Source organism: Corynebacterium nuruki S6-4 (assembly GCF_007970465.1).
In the GTDB taxonomy this organism is placed as follows: domain Bacteria; phylum Actinomycetota; class Actinomycetes; order Mycobacteriales; family Mycobacteriaceae; genus Corynebacterium; species Corynebacterium nuruki.
Genome location: NZ_CP042429.1, coordinates 2,837,067 through 2,859,725, shown reverse-complemented (window position 1 = coordinate 2,859,725; position 22,659 = coordinate 2,837,067). Strand labels below are relative to the sequence as shown.

General features: G+C 71.7%; 20 protein-coding genes. 6 read left to right on the top strand and 14 right to left on the bottom strand.

Going from position 1 to position 22,659, the window contains the following annotated elements; translation table 11 throughout:
- Together FSW06_RS12925 and FSW06_RS12920 are read left to right on the top strand one after the other, a co-directional pair.
- Entirely contained in the window at window positions 1-588 is a 588-nt protein-coding gene (locus FSW06_RS12925; protein ID WP_010119926.1) for a TetR/AcrR family transcriptional regulator, read from the top strand.
- A 21-nt stretch (window positions 589-609) separates the two neighbouring features.
- Window positions 610-1,263: an SDR family oxidoreductase gene (locus FSW06_RS12920; protein ID WP_010119928.1), complete on the top strand. Its 654-nt coding sequence runs from the start codon at window positions 610-612 to the stop codon at window positions 1,261-1,263.
- Between the two features lie 7 nt (window positions 1,264-1,270).
- Here FSW06_RS12920 and FSW06_RS12915 read toward each other — a convergent pair whose 3' ends face one another.
- Window positions 1,271-2,872: a Y-family DNA polymerase gene (locus tag FSW06_RS12915; protein ID WP_211354170.1), complete on the bottom strand. Its 1,602-nt coding sequence runs from the start codon at window positions 2,870-2,872 to the stop codon at window positions 1,271-1,273.
- Window positions 2,869-3,585, bottom strand: a complete 717-nt coding sequence (locus FSW06_RS14985; protein ID WP_273053077.1) for a hypothetical protein — start codon at window positions 3,583-3,585, stop codon at window positions 2,869-2,871. Before FSW06_RS14985 ends, FSW06_RS12915 begins: the two co-directional genes overlap by 4 nt.
- Window positions 3,586-3,808: 223 nt before the next feature.
- Between FSW06_RS14985 and FSW06_RS12905 the strand changes: the two genes are divergently transcribed.
- A complete protein-coding gene (locus tag FSW06_RS12905) occupies window positions 3,809-4,240 on the top strand; it encodes a hypothetical protein (RefSeq protein ID WP_010119937.1) in 432 nt (143 codons plus the stop codon).
- 72 nt (window positions 4,241-4,312) lie between these two features.
- Here the strand turns inward: FSW06_RS12905 and guaA are convergent, their stop codons facing one another.
- From guaA to guaB, 4 genes are read right to left on the bottom strand one after another with little or no spacing between them, the layout of a single operon-like run.
- Window positions 4,313-5,902, bottom strand: a complete 1,590-nt coding sequence (gene guaA / locus FSW06_RS12900) for a glutamine-hydrolyzing GMP synthase (protein ID WP_050801960.1) — start codon at window positions 5,900-5,902, stop codon at window positions 4,313-4,315.
- A 10-nt stretch (window positions 5,903-5,912) separates the two neighbouring features.
- Window positions 5,913-7,796, bottom strand: coding sequence for an APC family permease (locus FSW06_RS12895; RefSeq protein WP_414120660.1), 1,884 nt, complete (start codon window positions 7,794-7,796; stop codon window positions 5,913-5,915).
- Between the two features lie 52 nt (window positions 7,797-7,848).
- Window positions 7,849-9,006 (bottom strand): GuaB3 family IMP dehydrogenase-related protein, encoded by a 1,158-nt coding sequence (locus tag FSW06_RS12890; RefSeq protein ID WP_010119940.1) that lies wholly within the window; start codon window positions 9,004-9,006, stop codon window positions 7,849-7,851.
- Between the two features lie 24 nt (window positions 9,007-9,030).
- Window positions 9,031-10,560: an IMP dehydrogenase gene (gene guaB / locus FSW06_RS12885; protein ID WP_010119941.1), complete on the bottom strand. Its 1,530-nt coding sequence runs from the start codon at window positions 10,558-10,560 to the stop codon at window positions 9,031-9,033.
- A 93-nt stretch (window positions 10,561-10,653) separates the two neighbouring features.
- Here guaB and FSW06_RS12880 point away from each other — a divergent pair, with 93 nt between their 5' ends.
- Window positions 10,654-11,055 carry a DUF5319 domain-containing protein gene (locus FSW06_RS12880; RefSeq protein WP_040430020.1) on the top strand — a complete coding sequence of 134 codons (402 nt, stop codon included), beginning with the start codon at window positions 10,654-10,656 and terminating at the stop codon, window positions 11,053-11,055.
- A gap of 304 nt (window positions 11,056-11,359) precedes the next feature.
- Here the strand turns inward: FSW06_RS12880 and FSW06_RS12875 are convergent, their stop codons facing one another.
- Window positions 11,360-12,226 carry a hypothetical protein gene (locus FSW06_RS12875; protein WP_010119943.1) on the bottom strand — a complete coding sequence of 289 codons (867 nt, stop codon included), beginning with the start codon at window positions 12,224-12,226 and terminating at the stop codon, window positions 11,360-11,362.
- Entirely contained in the window at window positions 12,226-12,825 is a 600-nt protein-coding gene (gene shbA, locus FSW06_RS12870; protein WP_010119944.1) for an RNA polymerase sigma factor ShbA, read from the bottom strand. Before shbA ends, FSW06_RS12875 begins: the two co-directional genes overlap by 1 nt.
- A gap of 232 nt (window positions 12,826-13,057) precedes the next feature.
- Here shbA and FSW06_RS12865 point away from each other — a divergent pair, with 232 nt between their 5' ends.
- Window positions 13,058-13,366 (top strand): WhiB family transcriptional regulator, encoded by a 309-nt coding sequence (locus FSW06_RS12865; RefSeq protein WP_010119945.1) that lies wholly within the window; start codon window positions 13,058-13,060, stop codon window positions 13,364-13,366.
- Between the two features lie 89 nt (window positions 13,367-13,455).
- Here FSW06_RS12865 and groL read toward each other — a convergent pair whose 3' ends face one another.
- The 6 genes from groL to glmS form a co-directional block, all read right to left on the bottom strand.
- Entirely contained in the window at window positions 13,456-15,066 is a 1,611-nt protein-coding gene (gene groL, locus FSW06_RS12860; RefSeq protein ID WP_010119946.1) for a chaperonin GroEL, read from the bottom strand.
- A gap of 7 nt (window positions 15,067-15,073) precedes the next feature.
- Window positions 15,074-15,373 (bottom strand): co-chaperone GroES, encoded by a 300-nt coding sequence (gene groES, locus FSW06_RS12855; protein WP_010119947.1) that lies wholly within the window; start codon window positions 15,371-15,373, stop codon window positions 15,074-15,076.
- A gap of 137 nt (window positions 15,374-15,510) precedes the next feature.
- Window positions 15,511-17,832: a tRNA (adenosine(37)-N6)-threonylcarbamoyltransferase complex transferase subunit TsaD gene (gene tsaD, locus FSW06_RS12850; RefSeq protein ID WP_010119948.1), complete on the bottom strand. Its 2,322-nt coding sequence runs from the start codon at window positions 17,830-17,832 to the stop codon at window positions 15,511-15,513.
- Between the two features lie 180 nt (window positions 17,833-18,012).
- Window positions 18,013-18,573 carry a tRNA (adenosine(37)-N6)-threonylcarbamoyltransferase complex ATPase subunit type 1 TsaE gene (gene tsaE, locus FSW06_RS12845; RefSeq protein ID WP_083827029.1) on the bottom strand — a complete coding sequence of 187 codons (561 nt, stop codon included), beginning with the start codon at window positions 18,571-18,573 and terminating at the stop codon, window positions 18,013-18,015.
- Between the two features lie 14 nt (window positions 18,574-18,587).
- Window positions 18,588-19,694 (bottom strand): alanine racemase, encoded by a 1,107-nt coding sequence (gene alr, locus FSW06_RS12840; protein WP_238525944.1) that lies wholly within the window; start codon window positions 19,692-19,694, stop codon window positions 18,588-18,590.
- Window positions 19,695-19,770: 76 nt separating this feature from the next.
- On the bottom strand, window positions 19,771-21,657 hold the full coding sequence (gene glmS, locus FSW06_RS12835; protein WP_010119949.1) for a glutamine--fructose-6-phosphate transaminase (isomerizing): 1,887 nt from the start codon (window positions 21,655-21,657) through the stop codon (window positions 19,771-19,773).
- A 62-nt stretch (window positions 21,658-21,719) separates the two neighbouring features.
- On the opposite strand from glmS, the gene FSW06_RS12830 reads away from it, so the two are divergent.
- Window positions 21,720-22,649 carry a dienelactone hydrolase family protein gene (locus FSW06_RS12830; RefSeq protein WP_010119950.1) on the top strand — a complete coding sequence of 310 codons (930 nt, stop codon included), beginning with the start codon at window positions 21,720-21,722 and terminating at the stop codon, window positions 22,647-22,649.
- Window positions 22,650-22,659: the final 10 nt, after the last annotated feature.

Below are 22,659 nucleotides of genomic sequence, written 5' to 3'. Positions count from 1 at the left end.
GTGACCGCGAACCAGACACCCCGACAGCGACTTCCCCGGGCCGAACGCCGCAGCCAGCTGCTCGCCACCGCCCGCGACCTGATCGACGAAGTCGGCACGGACGGTTTCACCCTCGACCGGCTCGCCGCCCGTGCCGGTGTGACCAAACCTGTCATCTACGACCATTTCGGCAACCGTGCCGGGGTGCTCACCGAGATTTTCCGGGAGTGCAAGGACGCCCAACGCGAGGCGCTCACCGCCGCGCTCGACAGCACTCCACCGGAGCTTCCCGTGGTCGCGGCCGTCATCGCCGGGGCATACATCAACTGCTGCCTCACCGAGGGGACCGAGCTGCGCGACGTCTCCGCCGCGCTGACCGGTTCCGCGGTACTCCGTCGGGTCCGGAAGGACGCCGAGGATGTCTACCTCGCCCAGTGCCGTCGGGCGCTCGAGCCGCTCTGCGGTCAGGTCGCCGACCGGGACATGGCCGCTTTCACCGGGGCCGGCGACGCCCTGGCCCGCTGCGTCCTCGACGGCGGCACCACCGCCGCGGACGCCTGCCGGTCACTCACCCGCATTCTCATGGCCGTCACCGACGACCGTGACTGACACAGCGAAGGACCACACATCATGAAGATCTTCATCATCGGCATCACCGGTCGCGTCGGTTCGCTGCTCGCCCGCTCCCTGCAGGACCGCGGCGACACGGTCTCCGGCCTCGTCCGTCGCCCGGACCAGCAGTCCGCCCTGCAGGACGCGGGCATCGTCGCCGCAGTGGGTGATCTGACCGCACTGACTCCGGAGGGACTCGCCGAACTGACCGGCGATGTCGACGCCCTCGTCTTCACCGCGGGCGCCGGCGGCGGAACGGCCGAGCAGACCACCGCGATCGACTTCGGCGGTGTCGTCACCGCGATCGCCGCCGCCGATCTCCGCGGTATCCGCCGGTTCGGCCTGGTCTCCGCCTTCCCGGAGGCCTGGCGCGAACGCCATCTCGGTGCCGGTTTCGAGCACTACATGGACATGAAGAAGCATGCCGATCAGGCACTCACCCACAGTGACCTCGACTGGATCATCCTCCGGCCCGCCGTACTGCTCGACGAGGCGGGGACCGGACGGATCGCCCTCGGCCCGGCGGAGTTGCACGGGGATGTCCCGCGCCAGGATGTCGCGGACACGATGGCCGAGCTGCTCCATGAACCGCAGATCACCCGTCAGATCCTCGAACTCAATCACGGCGGTACCCCGGTGGCGGAGGCTGTGCAGGCTGCGGTCCGCCGCTGAGACCGGCTCAGTACGTCCCGTCGATCCGCCACACACCACCCCGGCAGATCAGCAGGTGGGCGGCGGGGCCGTCGGTGGCGACCTGCAACCGGGCGTAGCGGTGCCCCGTCGCCGACCACCACTGTTCGTCGACCGGCCACGGTCCGGCCCAGCCGGTGACCGCGTACTCCCGGCCGTCGTGGACCAGTGTCACCGGCGCGGTGGTCACCAGACCCCGACCGGTGACGGCCACCGGTGCCCCGTCGGCGCCGAGCAGCCGGACCTCGGCGGCGTCGAGCAGTCCGGGCAGCGGGGCGGGCAGTCCCCCCTCCCAGTCGCGGGTGGACAGGGCCTGCACCTCGTCCGGGTCCTCCTCACCGTAGGGCACACCGAGCACCTGCCCGGTGACCGTCCGTCCGCCCCGGCGGACCGGACGCAGCACCGCGCGGGTCCCGATGAGGGCCTGCACCCGCGCCGCCGCCGCCCGGGCGGCGCGGATCCCCTCGTCCGGGCCACCCCAGAGGGCCTCGACGACCTCACCGGCGGGCACGGTCTCGACCGGGACGAGGTCGATGGCGCAGATCCCGGCCCCGTCGCCGGTCACGTCACCTGAGTCGCCGGCATCACCGGTCCGGGACCGCAGCCGGGTCAGCCAGCCGTCGAGCTGCCACCGCACCCGCTGGGCCGTGTCCTGCTCGGTCAACGGTTCCCGGCACCGCCAGAGCCGTTCCACGGTCAGCGGCCCGTCATAGTCCGGCGGCGGGGCGAGCGTGGCCTTCACCGACAGGCGCAGGCAGGACCGGCCGGCCCGGGCGAGCCGGGCATGCAGTTCGGCGGCCGCCCGGCGGGCGAGGAAGGCGGCGGTGCCCGTGTCCGCCACCGGTTCCCCGGGTTCCACCCGGGCGGCCGGGGCCTCGCCGGGGCGGGCCGGGGCCACGGTCCGGTCCGGTTCGCCGCACGCGGTGCGGTGCCAGGCGGCCGCCTCCCGTCCGAACCGGCCGACGACGTCGCGGCGTGCCAGGGCGGCGAACTCCGCCAGGGTCCGGATGCCGAGGTCCGCCAGGACCCCGACCATCGCCGTCGGGACGCCGAGCGCAGGCTCGGAGAGCAGGATCTCCAGCGGCTGTCCGGCGAGCCACCGCGCCGATCCGCCCACCGGCACGACCTGGCCGCGGCGCGCCGCCCAGACGGCGGTGACGAGGTCGTCCGCCGCCCCGGCGAGGCAGTCCGCGCCGGCCCGGGCGGCGGCGTCCACCAGCAGCTCCGCGGCCCGCGCCTCCGAACCGTGGTAACGGGCCAGCGACCCGGCGGGGAAGGCCAGCAGTCCGGGGCGCAGGGTGTCGATCCCCGCCGCGACCGGTTCCAGGGCGGTGAGCACCTCCTCATGGGCGGCGGCTTCCGCGGTCCCGTCGACGTCCCCGACCTGGAGCGTGGGGCAGGCGGCCAGTGCCCGACGCCGCGTCATCCCCGCCCGGACCCCCGCCCGCCGGGCGGCGGCGTTCGCGGCGTGGACACGGTGGTCGGCGACCACCACGGCGGGGGCCAGCAGATCCCAGCCGTGGACCGCGGCGACGGCGTACACCGGCCAGTCGGGGAACCAGAGCACGATGGTCCGGCCGGCCGGTGTCACAGCGCACGCTCCTGCAGAGCCGGGCGGGCCTCCGGTGCAGCCCCGGCGGCCGCGGTGTCCCCGGCACCGAGAACGGTCCGGAAGGTCGTGGGCGGCTGACCCTGGCCCCAGGCCCGGCCCGAGAGTTCCACTCCCCGGATCCGTCCGGAACCGTGGCCCAGTCCGGTGACGCCGTCGACCCGCCAGTCGAGGTGCAGCCGTGACCCCGGCCAGACCCGGGGGCCGCCGCAGACCGCGAGGGCGCACCGGCTGCGCCGCAGCCGGGCGTCCACCGGCCGTGCCGCGGTCGGGGCGACCGGCTTCGCCGGACGGTAGAGCACGAGGTCCAGCCCCTCCACCAGGGTGCCCAGCACCGCGACGGCATGGGGCGCCGGATCCGGGACGATGACCAGCCGGTCGAGGTCCCCGCCGGCGGCCGCGACCGCGCCGAGTGCCAGGGCGGGGTACCCGACCACCGCCGCACAGCCCCCGGCGGCGGTGACCCCGGCCAGCAGATCCACCAGGGCGGCCGGGCAGTCCGTCGCGGCGGTCACCGCGGACCGGGGCAGCCCGCCCCGCCGGAGGTGCCGGCCGAGCCACGCGGGCACCGGGACGCCGTCCACCGGCCGGGCCGGCGACGGTGCTGCCGGGGCCGCCGGGTCCGCCGGCTCCCCGGTAATACGGGTGATCCTGCCGCGCAGTTCTTCGACCACGTCAGCGACATCTGCGGCCACCGGACACACCTCCTCTCAGCAGTGCATGTCACCTGTTCAGCTACCGGTCACAGGTGTACACCCGACCCCGGACACCGGAACTCCGGCCGGTCGCGTCATATCAAACATGCGTTCGATGTACGTCGAGACTAGACCCGCCCCGGAACACCGTCAAACGTCCTGCACCGCCGCCCCCGGACCGGAACACCGGCAGCACACCGGGTGCCCGGTACACTGGCTCTCCATGGCCCGCAGCGAGAAGACCGACCCGACCCCCGTCACTCCCCGCACCGTCCATCACACGGCCGCCGTCCTCATCGGAGCCGCCGCGGGCGTCACCGCCACCCCGGTGCCGGTGGTCTACCAGATCATCGCGGTCGTCCTGTTCCTCGCCGCCGGGACAGGGGTCCTCGCCGGCCACCCCTACCGGCGGGCGGTCACCGCCGCTGTCGAGGCCTCCGACGACCCCACCGGAATCCGCGTCCGACAGGCCCTCCCTCTGATCCCCCTGGCGCTCGCACTCCTCGCTCTCCTGCGCATCCACCCGGCGAACTGGGTCATCGCCGTCATCGTCTGGGGCGTCGCCGCCGCCTTCACCTGGCAGATGATCCCCCACATCGACGGCACCAAGGAACTCGGGGACATCGCGGCCACCCGGGCCCGCCGCGGCCGCTGACCCCGCAGACGGCAGGCCCCCGCCCGGACACCGTCCGGACGGGGGCCTGTCACTGCCCGGGGAGCGGTGGACTCACTCCCACTCGATGGTTCCCGGCGGCTTGCTGGTCACGTCGAGCACCACACGGTTGACCTCCGCGACCTCGTTGGTGATCCGGGTGGAGATCGTCTCCAGCGCCTCATAGGGCACCCGGGTCCAGTCGGCGGTCATCGCGTCCTCACTGGTGACCGGACGCAGCACGATCGGATGACCGTAGGTGCGGTGGTCGCCCTGGACACCGACCGAGTGCACGTCGGCGAGCAGCACGACCGGGCACTGCCAGATCGTGTCGTCCAGGCCGGCGGCGGTGAGCTCCTCACGGGCGATGGCGTCCGCGCTGCGCAGGATCTCCAGCCGCTCCGCGGTGACCTCACCGATGATGCGGATGCCCAGACCGGGCCCCGGGAAGGGCTGCCGGTTGACGATGATCTCGGGCAGACCGAGCTCCCGGCCCACGGCACGGACCTCGTCCTTGAACAGCAGACGCAGCGGCTCGACGAGAGTGAACTCCACATCGTCCGGCAGGCCGCCGACATTGTGGTGGCTCTTGATGTTCGCGGTACCGGAACCGCCGCCGGACTCCACCACGTCCGGGTACAGGGTGCCCTGGACGAGGAAGTCGACGCTGGCACCCTCCGGGGCGTCCGCCAGCACACCGGCGACGGCACGCTCGAAGGAGCGGATGAACTCTGCACCGATGGCCTTGCGCTTGGCCTCCGGATCGGTCACCCCGGCGAGCTTGGACAGGAAGGCCTCCCGCTCGTCGACGGTCACCAGCTTCGCACCGGTGGCGGCGACGAAGTCATGCTCGACCTGCTCGCGCTCACCCTGCCGCAGCAGGCCGTGATCGACGAAGACACAGGTCAGCCGGTCGCCGATGGCACGCTGCACGATGGCGGCCGCGACGGCGGAATCCACGCCGCCGGACAGGCCGCAGATCGCACGTCCCTCGGGGCCGACCTGCTCACGGACGGCGTCGATGAGCTGCTCGGCGATGTTTCCGGCGGTCCAGGTCGGTTCCAGACCGGCGATGTCGTACAGGAAGCGGGTCAGCACCTCCTGACCGTGCGGGGAGTGCAGCACCTCGGGGTGGTACTGCACGCCGGCCATGTGCTTCTCCGGGCACTCGAAGGCGGCCACCGGGGCACCGGCGGAGTGCGCGGTGACGGTGAAGCCGGCCGGGGCCTCGGAGACGGCGTCCCCGTGGCTCATCCAGACCTTGTGGGTCGACTCGAAGCCGGAGTGCAGTGCACCGCCGTCCACGGTGACGTCGGTCCGGCCGTACTCACGGTCACCGGTCTGCGAGACGGTGCCGCCGAGGGCGTCCGTCATGGCCTGGAAGCCGTAGCAGATACCGAAGACGGGCACGCCGAGGTCCAGCAGACCCGGCTGCAGGGCCGGGGCGCCGTCGGCGTAGACGGAGGAGGGACCACCGGAGAGGATCAGCGCCGCCGGATTCTTCGCGGCGACCTCCTCGGCGGACATCGTGTGCGGGACAACCTCGGAGTAGATCCGGGCCTCGCGGACGCGTCGGGCGATGAGCTGCGCGTACTGGGCCCCGAAATCCACCACGAGGACCGGGCGCGGATTACCCGGGCTGCTGGGATTCTGTGGGTGCGTCACGCCCACAACCCTACCCGACGTGCACCCGCGGACAGCGTCCCGCCTCCGGTTCGACCCGGCGGAGGATCTCGCGGGTCACCGCCGCATTCTCCCCCCTCCCCACGGCCAGGAACCGCAGCATCTCACGGACCGGCGATGCCGCCTCCCAGGAGAAGTAGATGTCCGGCACCACCCCGGTGAAGTCCCGGATGTCGAGGGCGAGCGCGGCGACGGCGTTGGGCACCGCCGTCGCCGCGACCTGCAGCACCGGGACGCCGTCGACGGACCGACCGGTGACCTCCAGCGGGCTGGCGAAGTCACTGGGGTCACGGACGACGATCTCCAGGAAGACCAGCGGACGGTCGTCGACGAGCCGGTTGGTCTGCCGGATCCGGCGGTCGACCCGGCCGTACTCTCCGTCGGTGCCGCCGGCGTACGGGGCGAGCCGCAGCTCCCCGGTCCCGGCGACGGCGGCGTGCAGGATGTTCTCCGCCGCCCGGTCATAGCGAATCCCGGTGTCCCGCAGTTCCAGCGAGCGGCGCGTCCGCGACACCACGGAGACCAGCAGGATCCCGACGATGAACCACGCGGCGACCTTCACACCCTCCGGGCGCTCCACCACGTTGGCCACCGTCGTGTACCCGAGCACGGCGGTCACCACGAGGAACAGGATGCGACGGCGGCGCTGCCCGGCCCGGGCCGCCGACACGGTCACCGCCACCGCACCGGAGGTCAGCAGGACGAGGACGCCCGTGGCATAGGCACCGGACTGGGCGTCCACGTCCGCCCGGAAGACGAGCACCAGCACGACGGCGAGCACGGTGAGCACCGCCACCATCGGCCGGGACCGGCGCGCCCACTCCGGGGCCATCCCGTAGACCGGCAGGTATTTCGGGATCAGGGCGAGCAGCCCCGCCATCGCCGAAGCGCCGGCGAACCACAGGACGGCGATGGTCGCCGTGTCGTAGACGTTGCCGAACAGGTCACCGAACTCCTCGTGGGCGAGCCAGGCCAGCGCGCGACCGTTCGCCGGACCGCCCTCCGCCAGAGCGTCGCCGGGCACGAGCATCGTCACACACAGCGAGGACGCCACGAGGAAGCCGCTCATCACCACCGCACTGGTGAGGATGAGGCGACGGCCGTGGCGGATCCGGGTCCCGCGGTCGCCACGGATCAACGGCATCACCGACACCCCGGTCTCGAAGCCGGACATGCCGAGGGCGAGTTTCGGGAAGACGATGACCGCGACGGCGACCATCGCCCACGGCGAGGAATGCGCCGCCGACAGGGAGGCCGTCCAGTCGGCGACGTGGCCGCCCTCGGTGACGATCCGCCACAGGCCGCGCACGACGACGACCGTGGTCAGTCCGAGATAGGCGGTGACCAGGACGACGGAGACCCGGACGGCCTCGGCGAAGCCGCGGAAGAAGACCACCGCCAGCAGCGCCAGCAGCGCCAGGGTCACCGGGATGATCCACGGGTCCGAGGAACTGCTCAGCAGGTGGGCGGCGGCGTCCGAGGCGGACAGGGAGATGGTGATGAGGAAATCGCAGGCGGCGAAGCCGAGGAGGACGAGGATGAGCAGCTTGCCCTTCCAGCCCGTCACCATCCGGGCGAGCATGCCCACCGACCCGAGCCCGTCCGGCGATTCCCGGGCGATCCGGCGGTACACCGGCACCGCCCCACAGAGGGTGACGAGGACGAGGATGACGGTGGCCACCGGCGCCAGGGCGCCGGCCGCGGCGACGGCGATGCCCGGCTGGTAGCCGAGGGTGGAGAAGTAGTCGACCCCGGACAGGCAGAGGACCTGCCACCAGGGGTGACGGTCGTCCTTCGCCGGGGTGCGGAGCGGTCGGGGGTTCTGTGCCGTGAAGGCGTCCAGGCGCATCGGTGACGCGCCCTGTGCATGCTGCATGAGCGGAGAAACTACGCCGCCCACCACGTCTCCACAAGAGGGGGACGGCAGGTCAGCGCACGACCAGCGGAGCCTTCTGGAAACTCTTCAGGTCCGTGTAGCCGCACTTGGCCATCGACCGCTTCAGCCCGCCGACGAGGTTCTCCTCGCCGTAGGGGTTGTCGGTGGGCCCGAACAGCAGTTTCTCCAGCGGGACGGCGTCCCGGGTCAGGGTGCCGTAGGCGCCGGCGACGGCGTCCACCTCACCCCGGGGCAGCTTGGGGTGGGCGGCGACCGCGGGCCAGAAGTAGCCCCGGCCGCCCGAGTTCTCCGCGACGGCGAGCGGGGCGCCGAGGGAGACGGCGTCCGCACCGCAGGCGATGGCCTTGGCGACGTCGCCGGACGACGACAGTTCGGAGTCGGCGATGACGTGGACGTAGCGGCCGCCGGTCTCGTCGAGATAGTCGAGCCGTGCCGCGGCGGCGTCCGCGACGGCGGTGGCCATCGGGACGTCGATGCCCAGTGTCGTCGTGTTCGTCGTCGTGCCCGCACCGACGATCACCCCGGCGACGCCGGTCCGCATCAGGTGCATGGCGGTCGTGTAGTCCACCACACCGCCGGCGATGACCGGGGCGTCCAGTGAACCGACGAACTCCCGCAGGTCCAGCGGCTCACCGTCGGAGTAGACGTGCTGGGCGGAGATCAGGGTGCCCTGGATGACCAGCAGGTCGAGACCGCCCTTGATGAGCTCCGGGGCGAGGGCCCGGGCGTTCTGCGGGGAGACGCGGACACCGAAGGTGACACCGGAGTCCCGGACCTCGGCGATGCGTTCGGCGAGCAGCCCGTGGTCGACCGGGGCCGCGTGCAGCTCCTGGAGCACCCGCTGGGCCGCGAAGCCGGGGGCCGGCACGCCCAGCGGGTCATCCCCGCCCGCGGCGGCCCGGACCTTCGCCAGGGCACCCTCGAGGTCCGCCTGCCGGCCCCACAGACCCTCGGCGTTGATGACCGGCAGACCGCCGAGCTTCCCGAACTCCACGGCGAGTTCCGGGGTGACCACGGCGTCCGACGGGTGGGTCATCACCGGGATGGCGAAGCGGTAGGCGTCGATCTTCCAGGTGGTGTCCACGTCGTGGGACGAACGGGTCCGGCGGGAGGGCACGATGTCGACCTGGTCGAGTCCGAAGACCCGCCGGGCCGTCCGGCCCATGCCGATACTGACCTGATCCTGCATGGTGTGTGTTCCTTCGTCCGGCGGTTAGCGCTGGTAGTAGTTCGGGGCCTCGACGGTCATCTGGATGTCGTGCGGGTGGGATTCCCGCAGGCCGGCACCGGTGATCCGCACGAAGTGCGCGTCGTTGAGGTCGCTGACGGTGTGGGAGCCGGTGTAGCCCATGGCCGCCCGCAGGCCACCGACCATCTGGTAGACGATCGAGTCGACGTTGCCGCGGAACGGGATACGGCCCTCGATGCCCTCCGGCACCAGCTTCTCCTCGTTGGTGACGTCGGCCTGGAAGTACCGGTCCTTGGAGTAGGACCGCTTCTCGCCGTGCAGGCCGCGGCCCTTCATCGCGCCCAGCGAACCCATGCCGCGGTACATCTTGTACTGCTTGCCGTTGACGACGGTGATCTCGCCCGGCGCCTCGGCGGTGCCGGCGAGCAGGGAGCCGAGCATGACCGAGGACGCCCCGGCGGCCAGCGCCTTGGCGATGTCCCCCGAGTACTGCATACCGCCGTCGGCGATGATCGGGACGCCGGCCTTGCGCGCGGCGGTCGCGGCCTCGAGGATGGCGGTGATCTGCGGGGCACCGACGCCGGCGACGACGCGGGTGGTGCAGATCGAGCCCGGGCCGATGCCGACCTTGATGGCGTCCGCGCCGGCGTCGATCATGGCCTGGGCGGCGCCGCGGGTGGCGAGGTTGCCGCCGATGACGTCGATCCTGTCCCCGAACTCCTTCTTGACCCGGGCGACCATCTCGAGCACGCCGGTGTTGTGGGCGTGGGCGGTGTCGACGACGAGGGCGTCCACCCCGGCGTCGACGAGGGCGCCGGCCCGGCGCCAGGAATCCTCGCCGGTACCGATGGAGGCACCGCACAGCAGGCGGCCGGAGCCGTCCTTCGCCGCGTTCGGGTACTCCTCGCGCTTGGCGAAGTCCTTGACGGTGATGAGCCCGGTGAGCTTGCCGTCACCGTTGACGATCGGCAGCTTCTCGACCTTGTGCTCACGCAGCAGCCGCAGGGCGGCGTCCGCGGAGACCCCCTCCTGGGCGACGACGAGGTTCTCCTTCGTCATCACGTCGGCGACCTTCGCCGAGAAGTCCTCCTCGAAACGCATGTCGCGGTTGGTGCAGATGCCGACGAGCTTCCCCGCCCCGTCGACGACCGGGAGGCCGGAGATCCGGTAGTGGGCGCACATCGCGTCCACCTCGCCGATGGTCATCTCCGGGGTGCAGGTCACCGGATCGGTGACCATGCCCGCCTCGCTGCGCTTGACGACCTCGACGTGACCGGCCTGGTCCTCGATCGACAGGTTGCGGTGCAGGATTCCCATCCCGCCCTGGCGGGCCATCGCGATGGCCATCCTGGACTCGGTGACCGTGTCCATCGCCGCGGAGATGATCGGCACATTGAGGGTGATGTTTCGGGTCAGTCGGGTGGAGGTCTGGACCTCCGAGGGGATCACGTCGGACGCCGCCGGGATGAGCAGGACGTCGTCGAATGTCAGTCCGACGAGCTCCACCTTCCTCGGGTCGTCTCCACCGGTTGTCACGTACTGCGCGTCGCTCATGCGGCCAGCGTACCTCCCCCGCAGGAAAACCCCGGAAAAGGCCCTCCTTCCGACTGGGGTACGGTGGGAGGCGTGAACTTCGACGATTCCCTGATGCCCCCGGATCCCTTCGCCGGTGACCCGAACGACCCGGCGTCATTCCTCGAGCCCGATGACCTCTATGACGGGGTCGACGGGCCGCTCAGCGCGGAGGAACGGGACGCCGTCAAGGAGGACCTGGAGAACGTGCGCTGCTTCCGCCGGCTGCTCGAGCCCCGGGGGGTCCGGGGCATCTCCATGATGTGTGAGGAGTGCGGGGAGGAGCACTTCTACGACTGGCCGATCATCATCGCCAACCTCACCACCATGCTCAACGAGGAGGCGGCACCGGTCCACGAGCCGAGCGCCGCCCCCGATCCCGACCGCTACGTGTCCTGGGAGTACTGCGCGGGCTACGCGGACGCCGTCGACTGGATGAACAGCGGCCCGCGCGCCTTCCACCGCCGCTGGCTCTGACCGGCGTCCGGCCGGCGCGTTCCCGCTGAGACCGATTCTCGGTCCGGGCCTCAGCCCGCGTCCGGTCGGATCCTGCGGATGTCGGTTTTCAGAACCGAGGGGTCACCCGTGCCCCGGGGAGGTCGGTGGAACGAACCCAGGTGCTGCTCCGGGGCGGATCTTTCGACCTGCCGGTTCGTCATGTCGACACGGGGGCCGGGCCGTCGACCTGTCGGTTCGTTCCGCGGACATCCGGGGCACCGCAGGGGTTCTTCCACGTCATCCCGGTGGTCGGGTGTCCACGACCTCCCCGGGGGAAGTACAGCTAACTGCCGGAACCCCCGCGGTCGGCCTCCTTCGGCTCCCGGAGGGTCACCGCCCCGCCCGGATCCTTCCCGGCGCCGGTGCCGGTCTCCCCGGTCGGCTCCTCCGGCGTGGAGGACTCCGACGACGACGAGGGGCTGCCGCTCTGGGCCGGTCCCATGAGTGCCGTCATGCCCGGTCCGCCGGTCTGTCCGTCGGAGGCACCGTCGGTCGTCCCGTCCTCACCGCCGGCGATGACCATCCCGCCGTCGGAGCCGTCCGCCGGCGCCGGGGTCGCCGGAGTGGCCCGACCGGGGTCGGTGGGGGTCTTCCCCGTCGTCGGCCGACCGGGGTCACCGGGGCGGGCGGGCGCCTCGGGCCGGTCCGACGTCCCCGGTTCCCGCGCGGGCCCCGACGGGGCACGGCTGGTGTCCACCGGGCCGGTCGTGGTGCTCCCGGAGGTCGACGACCCCTCGTCGCCGGCCATCTGCTCGTCGGTCACCCCACTGCCGCCGCCGATACCGGGGATACCGCCGTTGACGGCGGCGACACTGAATCCGCCGACGGCGAGTGCCGCAGCGACCCCGCCCGCGATGACCATGCCGGTGACCGACAGTCCACCGGTCGCGGCGGCGCGTCCGGTGTGGCGCAGCAGGCGACGACGGCTACGGCGCCGGCGTCCGGCCGCCAGCGGGACGACGGTCGCGTCCCCGGCGTCCCCGGCACTCCCGGTCACGTCGGGTGCCGCGGGCATGTCACGGTCGAGTTCGTCGCGGGCCTCCGCCAGCAGCGCCCACAGCGGATCGTCGGCGGCGGCGCGCGGCGGAGTGCCGCCGGCGCCGAACTCGTCGATCAGCCGGTCGGTCTCCCTGATCCTGTCGTCGTCCATCACTGCGTCCTCGTGTTCTGACGGTGTTCTCCCCGTGCCTCGAGGATCTCCCGCATCTTCGCCAGACCCCGGAACTGTGCCACACGCACAGCTCCGGCCGTCGAGCCGACGATGGCGGCCGTCTCCTCGGCGGAATAGCCACCGAATACCCTGAGTGTCACGATTCTCCGTGCTTTCTCACTGAGGTGATCGAGCAGTTCAGCGACTTCGTTACTCGCACTGTCCTCCAGTGTCAGCGTCTCCGGCGTGTCGCCCGAGGGCGTGTTGTCGGGCACCTCGTCCGTGGGCACCGACAGGTCCCTGGACTGCGACCGGCGGGCGTCCACGATCTTGTTCGCGGCGATCCGGTACACGAAGGCCATGAAGGGTTTTCCCCGGTCCTCGTAGTTCGGGACGGCGCGCGCCACCGCCAGCGAGATCTCCTGGGCGAGGTCCTCCGGGGTGGGGTAGCGCGTCGCGGGGACCCGCAGCCGGCAGTAGCGGACCACCTGGGGGTGGATGAGGTCGATGACATCCTGGAGGGCGCGGGCGTCCCCTGTCACGGCGGCGGGTACGAGTCGCGCCAGCCTCTCGTCGGTGTCCTCGGTGTCGTCACTCATCGTCTGCTGTCGTCTGCCGCCTCACGTCGTCGACCCCGGTCGGGGGTCAGGAATCACAAGGAAATTACCACAGTTCCCCACCGGGCCCCGACACCGGACAATCGTCATCTCGCGCACAAGAGACCGTTACCTGGTGTTCACACCCGCGGAGCACGCTGTATTCCGACGGGCCGGACACGACGGTCCCACCCGACCACCCCCGTACCGCCCCACCTACCGAGGAGACGAGCATATGCCGCAGCCGAGCGACCTTCCGGGCCCCACATCGACATTCTGGGAATGGCAGTTGCACGGTTCCTGCCGGGGAGCTGATTCGGCGGTCTTCTTCCACCCGGACGGGGAACGTGGCCGGGCCCGTGCCCTGCGCGAGCACCGCGCGAAGGCCATCTGCCGGCAGTGCCCGGTCCTCGACCGGTGCCGTGCCCACGCACTCGACGCCGGCGAGGTCTACGGCATCTGGGGCGGGATGAGCGAGGCTGAGCGGGCCGTCGCCCTGAACCGGCGCGCGGGACGCCGCCACCCGGCCGGGGTCCCCGCCTGACCCGACACGCCTGACACAGCACAGACGACCGCCGTGGGGTGGTCCTGAAGTTCAGGACCACCCCACGGCGGTCGTGTCAGCCGGGCGGGCTAGTGCTGGTGACCGGCCGGGGCGGCAGCCGGCTCCGCCGGCTTGTCGACGACGGCGGTCTCGGTGGTCAGCACCATCCGGGCCACGGAGGTCGCGTTGACCACCGCGGAGTGGGTGACCTTCACCGGGTCGATGATGCCTGCGGCCAGCAGGTCGCCGTACTCACCGGTGGCGGCGTTGTAGCCCTCACCGTTGGGCAGCTCGGCGGTCCTGGCGGCGACCACGGCGCCGTCGAGACCGGCGTTGTCCGCGATCCAGTAGGTCGGGCGGCGCAGTGCACGGGCCAGCGCCTTCACACCGACGGCCTCGTCGCCCTCGGAGGCGGCGGCCAGCTCGTCGAGTTCACCGGCGATCTGCACCAGGACGGAACCACCGCCGGCGATCACGCCTTCCTGCACGGCCGCGCGGGCGGCGTTGATCGCGTCCTCGATGCGCAGCTTGCGCTCGTTGACCTCGGTCTCAGTCGCGCCACCGGCACGGATGACGGCCACGCCGCCGGACAGCTTCGCGAGCCGCTCCTCGAGCTTCTCCCGGTCCCAGGTGGAATCGGTGCGCGAGATGTCGCCGCGCAGCTGGGTGCGGCGGGCCTCCACGGCCTCCGCGGTGCCGGCGCCGTCGACGATGACCGTGTCATCCTTGGTGACGGTGATGCGGCGGGCGGAGCCGAGCTGGTCGAGGGTGGTCTCGGCGAGCGAGCCGCCGAGTTCCTTGTCGACGACGGTGCCGCCGGTGACGATGGCGAGATCGTCCATGAACGCCTTGCGGCGGTCGCCGAAGTACGGCGCCTTGACGGCGACGACCTTGATCGACTTGCGGATCGAGTTGACGACCAGCATCTGCAGCGGTTCACCCTCGACGTCCTCGGCGACGACGAAGAGTTCCTTGCCCGCCTTCGCGACCTGCTCCAGCAGCGGCAGGAAGTCCGGCAGGGAGCTGATCTTCTCGCGGACCAGCAGGACGACGGCGTTCTCGAGGACGGCCTGGCCGGTCTCCTCGTCAGTGACGAAGTAGGGCGACAGGTAGCCCTTGTCGAAGGAGACGCCTTCGGTGATGACGAGTTCGTCGGCCATCGACTGGGATTCCTCGACGGTGAGCACACCGTCCTTGCCGACCTTCTCCATCGCCTCGGCGACCTTGGCACCGATCTCGGTGTCCCGGGAGGAGACGGTGGCGACGTTGGCGACCGCGGCGCTGTCGGCGACCGGCCGGGCGCGCTCGCCCAGTGCGGCGAGAACCTTCTCGGTCGCTGCGGCGATGCCGTTGTTGAGCCCGATGGGGCTGGCGCCGGCGGCCACGTTGCGCAGACCTTCGCTGATGAGCGCCTGGGCGAGCAGGGTGGCGGTGGTGGTGCCGTCACCGGCGGCGTCGTTCGTCTTCACGGCGACGGACTTGACGAGCTGCGCACCGAGGTTCTCGAAGGGGTCCTCGAGGTCGATGTCGCGGGCGATGGTGACACCGTCGTTGGTGACGGTCGGGCCACCGAAGGCCTTGTCCAGCACCACGTTGCGGCCCTTGGGGCCGAGGGTCACGCGGACGGAGTCCGCCAGCGTGTCGACACCGCGCTGGAGGCCTTCGCGGGCCTCCTGGTCAAATGCGATGAGCTTCGACATGGGACCCCTACTTCTCGACGACGGCGAGGATGTCGCGCTGGTTGAGCAGCAGGTACTCCTGGCCGTCGTACTTCAGCTCGGTGCCGCCGTAGCGGGAGAACACGACCGTGTCGCCCTCCTTGACGTCCATCGGGATGCGGTCGTCGTCGTCCGCCCAGCGGCCCGGACCGACGGCGACGACGGTGGCCTCCTGCGGCTTCTCCTTCGCCGAATCCGGGATGACCAGACCGGACGCCGTGGTCTCCTCGGCCTCGACGATCTGGACGAGGACGCGGTCCTCGAGCGGCTTGATGTTGACGTTCGCCACGATGAATACCTCCGTGTATTCAGTCCGTTGTTTATTCATGTTCCGGTCGGTGGGATCGGCGGGTACCGACCACAGCCGTCGTCGCGGGTGAACAACTGTGGATCACACAACCACTTGGCACTCTACCCCGCCAAGTGCTAGCCCTCAACCGTTCCGGGTGCCAGCACCGGAACGGTGACCTCGAGCGAGGGGTCCGTCCCCACCGCCAGCCCGCTGGGCGCCGCACCGGCGTCGATGAGATGCGCCGCCAGCGTCGCGATCATCACCCCGTTGTCGGTGCACAGCGGCAGCGGCGGGACATGCAGCGTCACCCCGGCCGCCCGGCACCGCTGCGCCGCCAGCTCCCGCAGCCGACGGTTCGCCGACACGCCCCCGCCCAGCAGCAGGACGGACGCCCCGGTGTCCCGGCAGGCCCGCACCGCCTTCGCGGTGAGGACGTCGACCACGGCCTCCTGGAACGACGCGCACAGGTCGGCGACCGGGATACTCTCCGACCGCCGTTCCGCCTGCTCGACGTACCGCGCCACCGCGGTCTTCAGCCCGGAGAAGGAGAAATCGTAGGCGGGATCGGATTTCTTCGACAGGCCGCGGGGGAACGGCACCGCCGTCGGGTCCCCGCCGGCGGCGAGCCGGTCGATGACCGGGCCCCCGGGGTAGCCGAGTCCGAGCAGCCGGGCGACCTTGTCGTAGGCCTCCCCCGCCGCATCGTCGAGCGTGGACCCCAGCTCGGTCATCGGCCGGCCGACACCGTGGACCTCCAGGATCTGGGTGTGTCCGCCACTGACGAGGAGGGCGACGGCGTGCGGCAGGTCATCCGGCACCCCGTCCCCGCCGTCTTCACCGGTGTGCAGCGTATCCACCGCGACGTGGCCGCCGAGGTGGTTGACGCCGTAGAACGGCACCTCCCAGGCGGCCGCGCAGGCCTTCGCCGCAGCCGCGCCGACGAGCAGTGCACCGGCGAGACCGGGACCGACGGTGGCGGCGACGGCGTCCGGCCGGGTCCGCCCCGTCGCCTCCCGCAGATCGGCGCGCGCCGCCTGCAGCGTCGGGACCACCGCCTCCAGGTGAGCCCGCGAGGCGATCTCCGGGACCACCCCGCCGAACCGGGCGTGCTGCTCCATCGAGGACGCCACCCGGTTGCTGATCTGCGTCGCCGCACCGTCCTCCCCCAGCTCGACGATGCCGACCCCGGTCTCGTCGCAGGAGCTCTCCAGGCCGAGGATGATCCGTGGTCCAGCAGTCGCGGATGCCCCCGGTGACGGTGCCGCCCCGGTGCGGGACGCCGCGGGCCGGTGCATCGTGAAGGCGTCCGCCCCCGAGGGCTGGTAGTAGCCGCGTCGGGTGCCGGTGATCCCGAACCCGTAGGACCGGTACAGGCCCACCGCCGGGTCGTTGTCGGTACGGACCTCGAGGAACACCGGCCCGCGGTGCCGGTCGGCCAGTTCGATCAGCGGGTCCATGAGCAGTTTCGACCAGCCGTGCCCCTGGGCGGCGGGCGACAGTGCGATGGTGTGGACCTCGAACTCGGGGTCCGTCAGCGGGCCCGCCATCGCCAGCCCGGCGAAGCCGAGCAGTTCGCCCTCCCGGAACAGTCCGATGTAGCGGGTGTGCGGGGCGGTGATCTCGGCGCGGAAGGCCGCCGCGGACCACGGTGAGTCCCCGGCGAAGACAGCGGCCTCGATATCGGCGCAGGCGGCGGCGTCCGCCTCGGTGAGGGCGGCGACGACCGGCGTCCCGACGGCCGCGGGCAGATCCACCCCGGCGAAGTCGAGCGCCTCGGACACCGGCTTCCGGGTCGGCGCCACGGCGTCCGGCCGCCGCAGGTAGAGCGCGCGCAGCGGATCGCCGGGCCGGCCCAGCCCCGCCACCCCGTTGCGGCGCACCGCGGCAGTGACGAGTCCGGTCGGGGTGGGGTGCGCGTCGGCGTCCGCGACCTTCCAGGTCGGCGGCACCAGGTCGGTCTTCGCGGTGATCTCGCGGGCGGCGAGCACGGTGACCTCCGGGTGGCGCTGCGCCGGTTCACCGGGGGCGGTCACGGCCGGGCCGTCGGTGACGGCGGCGGTGGTGGCGTCCACCACGGACCAGTACCACTCCCGGCGACGGGCGTCGCTGACGACCAGTACCGGGGACTCCCGCTGCCCGCAGGCGGTCGCGACATGGCTCTCCACACCGTGGACCGGGATGTCAAGTGCCTCCCCGAACGCCGCCCCGGTGGCCATGCCGACCCGCAGGCCGGTGAACGGCCCCGGCCCCGTGCCGACGACGACCGCGGCCAGGTCGGCGGGGGTCAGACCGGCCTCGGCGAGGCAGTCGACGATGTTCGGGGTCAGGACCTCCATGTGCCCGCGCGGATTGAGCTCGGTGCGCTGCGCGAGGGTCCGCGGTGTGCCGTCCGGCGCCACGTCCACCACCCCGGCGACGACATAGGAGGTGGACGTGTCGACCGCGAGAACATGCATGGACCTGAAGTCTACTTCCCCCCGGAAGATAAGGCGGAACCCCGCCGCACTCTCCATTTGCGGCGGGGTTCCTGTTGGATACACCCCTCACAGTGATCCGAGGCCCATTATGCACGCCTCCCCGGAGACACGCAACGGTGCCGGCGGAGCCCTGTGGTCAGGGGGTGGCGGACGGGGGTGTCACCGGCGGTCGAGCCAGGTCCACCGCAGCCGACGCGGTTCCTCGTCCGGTGCCGCGGGGTCGGCGGAACTGTCGGCCGGGGTGTCACGGCTGATCTCCACGTCGATGACCCGGGTCGACAGCGTCTCCACCACTCCCCTGCCCCACTCGGCGACGAGGACACGGTCACCGAGGTCGTCGTCGACGTCGAGGGACTCCAGCATGTCCAGCACCGCGTCCCGCGGCAGGTCGGCTCCCCGCTCGCTCACGGCGGTCTGCACGGCGTCCCCCAGCAGCCGGTAGGCGTCCATGTGCAGCATGCCGACCCCCGGCCGGCCGTCGGCCCGGGTGCCCGCCCGGTGTTCCCGGATGATCGTGAACGTCGGCGACTGCACCCGCCCGGTCGCCCCGAGACCGCGGACGAGGCCCTGGGTGAAGGTGGTCTTGCCGGCGCCCAGCGGCCCGGTGAGCACGACGACGTCCCCGGCCTGCAGCACGCCGCCGAGTTGTTCGCCCAGGTCCCGCATCTGCGCGGCAGAGCCGGCCGGGGCCGTCCCCGCGGGGGCGGTGAAATCGACCATCGTCACCCCGTCCCTCACCCTTGCAGTGCGATGGTGCGGCGCGCGACCCGCGGACCGCGCGGCATGGTGAGGATCTCGTAGTCGATGGTGTCCGCGGCGTCGGCGATCTCCCGGACCGGACGCCCGCCCTCACCGAAGATGACGGCCCAGTCGCCGGGTCGCACGGCGGCACCGGGGCCGTCACTGTCGGCCACCGGCCCCAGGTCGACGACGATCTGGTCCATGCAGACCCGGCCGATCTGCGGGAACCAGGTCCCGTCGACCGTCACACCGAACTTGCCCGACAGCGCCCGCGGCAGACCGTCGGCGTAGCCGAGGGCGACGACGGCGGTACGGTGGTCCTCCGGCGCGATCCAGTGGTGGCCGTAGCTGACCCCCTCTCCTGCCGCGACGATGCGGGTGGTGACCACGCGGGCGTGCAGTGTCATCGCCGGCCGCAGGTCCACCCCGCTGGGGATCGCGCAGGGATCCACCCCGTAGACGCCGACGCCGGGCCGCACCATCTCATGCCGCAGGTCCACCCGCGACAGTGCCGCCGGGGTATTCGCGATGTGGTTGACCGGGACGTCGAGGCCCCGGGCACGGCACTCCTCGATACGGGCGGAGAAGCGCTGCTCCTGCAGGTCCGTCGTCGGGGAGATCGGGTCGTCGGCGCTGGCGAAGTGGGAGAAGAGTCCGGTGACCTCGAGGTGGCCGGCATCGACCGCGGCATCGGCGGCGTCCAGTGCCGCCGACCATTCCGCCGGGCCGATACCGGAGCGCGACAGGCCGGTGTCCACCATCAGCCCGACACGCAGCCGGGCCCCGGCGGCCACCGCCGCGGCCTCCGCCGCCCGCAGGTGGGCCAGCGACGGGACGCCGAGGGTCACGTCCCGGGACACGGCGTCCGCCAGGTCCTCCCCCTCGGCGAGCCAGATCCAGGCGGTGACCGGTGCGTCGATACCGGCGTCCCGCAGGGCGAGCGCCTCGCCCAGGGTGGCGACGCCGAGCGCGGACGCCCCGGCGGTGAGTGAGGTACGGGCGATGTCCGCCATACCGTGGTTGTAGCCGTCGGCCTTCACCACCGCCATCACCCCGGCGGGGGCGACGTGGTCAGCGATGGCGCGGACGTTGTGCGCCACCGCGTTGAGGTCGATGACTGTCTCGGCGAGAGCGTGCGTGGTATCCGTGGTTCTGCTCCTTAGTCCATGACCGGTTCTACTCGACCGTGACCGACTTGGCCAGGTTGCGGGGCTTGTCGATGTCGGTGTTGCCGCACTGCCGCGCGATCTCCGCCGACAGGAACTGCAGCGGGACGGTGGACAGCAGCGGCTGCATGAGCGTCCCCGCCGCCGGGATCTCGAGCAGGGCGTTGGCGTACGGCCGGACAGCCTCGTCACCCTCCTCCGCGATGACGATGGTGTGTGCACCGCGGGCCCGGATCTCCTGGATGTTCGTCACGATCTTGGAGTGCAGCACCTCCCGGCCCCGCGGGGACGGCACGATGACGACCACCGGCAGTCCGTCCTCGATGAGGGCGATGGGGCCGTGCTTGAGCTCGCCGGCGGGGAAGCCCTCGGCGTGGATGTAGGCGAGCTCCTTGAGCTTCAGCGCGCCTTCCAGTGCCACCGGGTAGCCGACGTGACGGCCCAGGAAGAGCATGGTCGGGATGGCCCCGAGGTACTCGGCGAGTTCGTGGATCTGCCCCTGCAGACCGAGCACCTTGTCGATCTTCGCCGGGATCTCCTCGAGCTCGTCGTAGATGTTCGCGATCTCGTCCGGGTACTTCGTTCCGCGGGCCTGCGCCAGGGCCAGACCGACGATGTAGTTCGCCGTCACCTGGGACAGGAAGGACTTCGTCGCGGCGACACCGATCTCCGGGCCGGCGTGCGTGTAGAGCACGGCGTCCGACTCCCGCGGGATCTGCGAACCGTTGGTGTTGCAGACCGCCAGGACACGGGCGCCCTGCGCCTTCGCGTGCCGGACGGCCTCGAGCGTGTCGGCGGTCTCACCGGACTGGGAGACGGCGACGACGAGGGTCTGCTGGTCCAGCACCGGGTCGCGGTACCGGAACTCGCTGGCGACCTCGATCTCGACGGGCAGCCGGACCCAGTGCTCGATGGCGTACTTCGCCAGGAGGCCCGAGTGGTAGGCGGTGCCGCAGGCGACGACGAAGACCTTCTCGATCTGCCGGAGGTCCTCGTCCGACAGCCGCTGTTCGTCGAGGACCACCCGGCCGTCGACGAAGTGGCCGGCGAGCGTGTCCCGCACCGCGGCGGGCTGCTCGTGGATCTCCTTCATCATGAACGAGTCGAAGCCGCCCTTCTCCGCGGCCTCCAGGTCCCAGTCGATGGTGAACGGGCGTCCCTCGGCGGGCGTGCCGTCGAAGCCCATGACCTTGTAGCCGTCCTTGGTGATGACGACCGCGTTGTCCTGGCCGAGTTCGACGGCGTTGCGGGTGTGGGCGATGAACGCGGCGACGTCGGAACCGAGGAACATCTCGTCCTCACCGACGCCCACGATCAGCGGCGTGGAGCGACGGCCGGCGACGATCTTCCCCGGCTCGTCGACATGGGTGAACAGCAGGGTGAAGGCACCCTCCAGGCGGCTGAGCACGGACAGTGCCGACGCCTCGAAGTCGCCGGCGGTGGGGCCCGCGGCGTAGGCCAGGGCGAGCAGGTGGGCGGCGACCTCGGAATCGGTCTCACTGGTGAGCTCGACGCCCGCCGCCTCGACCTCTGCGCGCAGCGGGGCGAAGTTCTCGATGATGCCGTTGTGGACGATCGCGACCTTGCCGTCGAAGGAGACGTGCGGGTGCGCGTTGACGTCGTTCGGCCGACCGTGGGTGGCCCAGCGGGTGTGCCCGATGCAGGTCGAGCCGGCGAACCGGTCGCGCCCGTCGACCTCGATCTGGGCGAGGAGGTTGGCGAGCTTGCCCGCCTTCTTCTCGACCTCGAGCCGGCCGGGCGTCACCACCGCGATCCCGGCCGAATCGTAGCCCCGGTACTCCATCCGGGCGAGGGCGTCCAGACCGATGTCGAGGGCGCCCTCACCGGTCTCCGCGTTCTTCAGGGGATCCCCGACGTATCCAACGATGCCACACATGTCGACAAGGATACTGAAGTCCGCAACCCGACCGTGTCGCCGCCATCCGTTAAGGTGGGGTCGTGGCTGCGAACGTGAAGAAACTCCTCCCCCGCCTCGGCAGGCCGGGCCCCTACGACGTCAGTACCGGTGACCTCGGAGTCACCGGACTGCCCGGCACGCTCTTCACCCCGGTCGGTGTGAAAGACGCCCCCGCCGTCGCGTTCGGGCACGACTGGCGCACCGGGGCGGACGCCTACCGCTCGACCTACCGGCACCTCGCCAGCTGGGGGATCGCCGTGGCGGCGCCCGACACGGAGACCGGGTTCACCCCCGACCACCGTGGCCTCGCCGCCGACCTCGAGTCCTGCCTCCAGATCCTCGCCGGTGTGCGGCTGGGGAACGGCGCCACGACCGTCGACCCGGACCGGCTCTTCCTCGCCGGCCACGGTATGGGCGCCGGTGCGGCGGTCCTCGCCGCGGCGGGGCGGCCTGTCGCCCCCCGGCAGACCACGAAGCGGCGGTCCGCCCGTGACCGCCGCCGCACCGCCGACCCCGTCACGCCGACGCTGGCCGGGGTGATCGCGGTGTTCCCCTCGGACACGACCCCGAGCTGCTGCGACGTCGCCCGCACGGTGGACGCGCCGGCGCTCGTCTTCGCCCCCGGCAAGGCGGGCCCCCTCGACGCCGGCAGCGCCGACCGGATCGCGGCTTCGTGGCGTGGCCCGGTCGTCTACCGCAGCGTGACGAAGGCCTCCGCGGCCGGGTTCAGTGAGAACCTCGGTCACAAGTTCGCGCTGGGCGCGGGACTGGAGCAGGGGGCGCAGGCGCTCGTCCGCGCCCTCACCGTCGGCTTCGTCCTCGGCACCGACGACGACAGTTATGCGGCCTTCCGCGACCCCGACGCCGCGGTCAAGGGCACGACGACCAGGACCCGCGGCGAACTGTTCGCCGCCCTCCCCGAGTTCGCCGACCCGGTGGAGAAACTGCAGGACGCCCTGCTGCACCGCTGACCGGCACCTC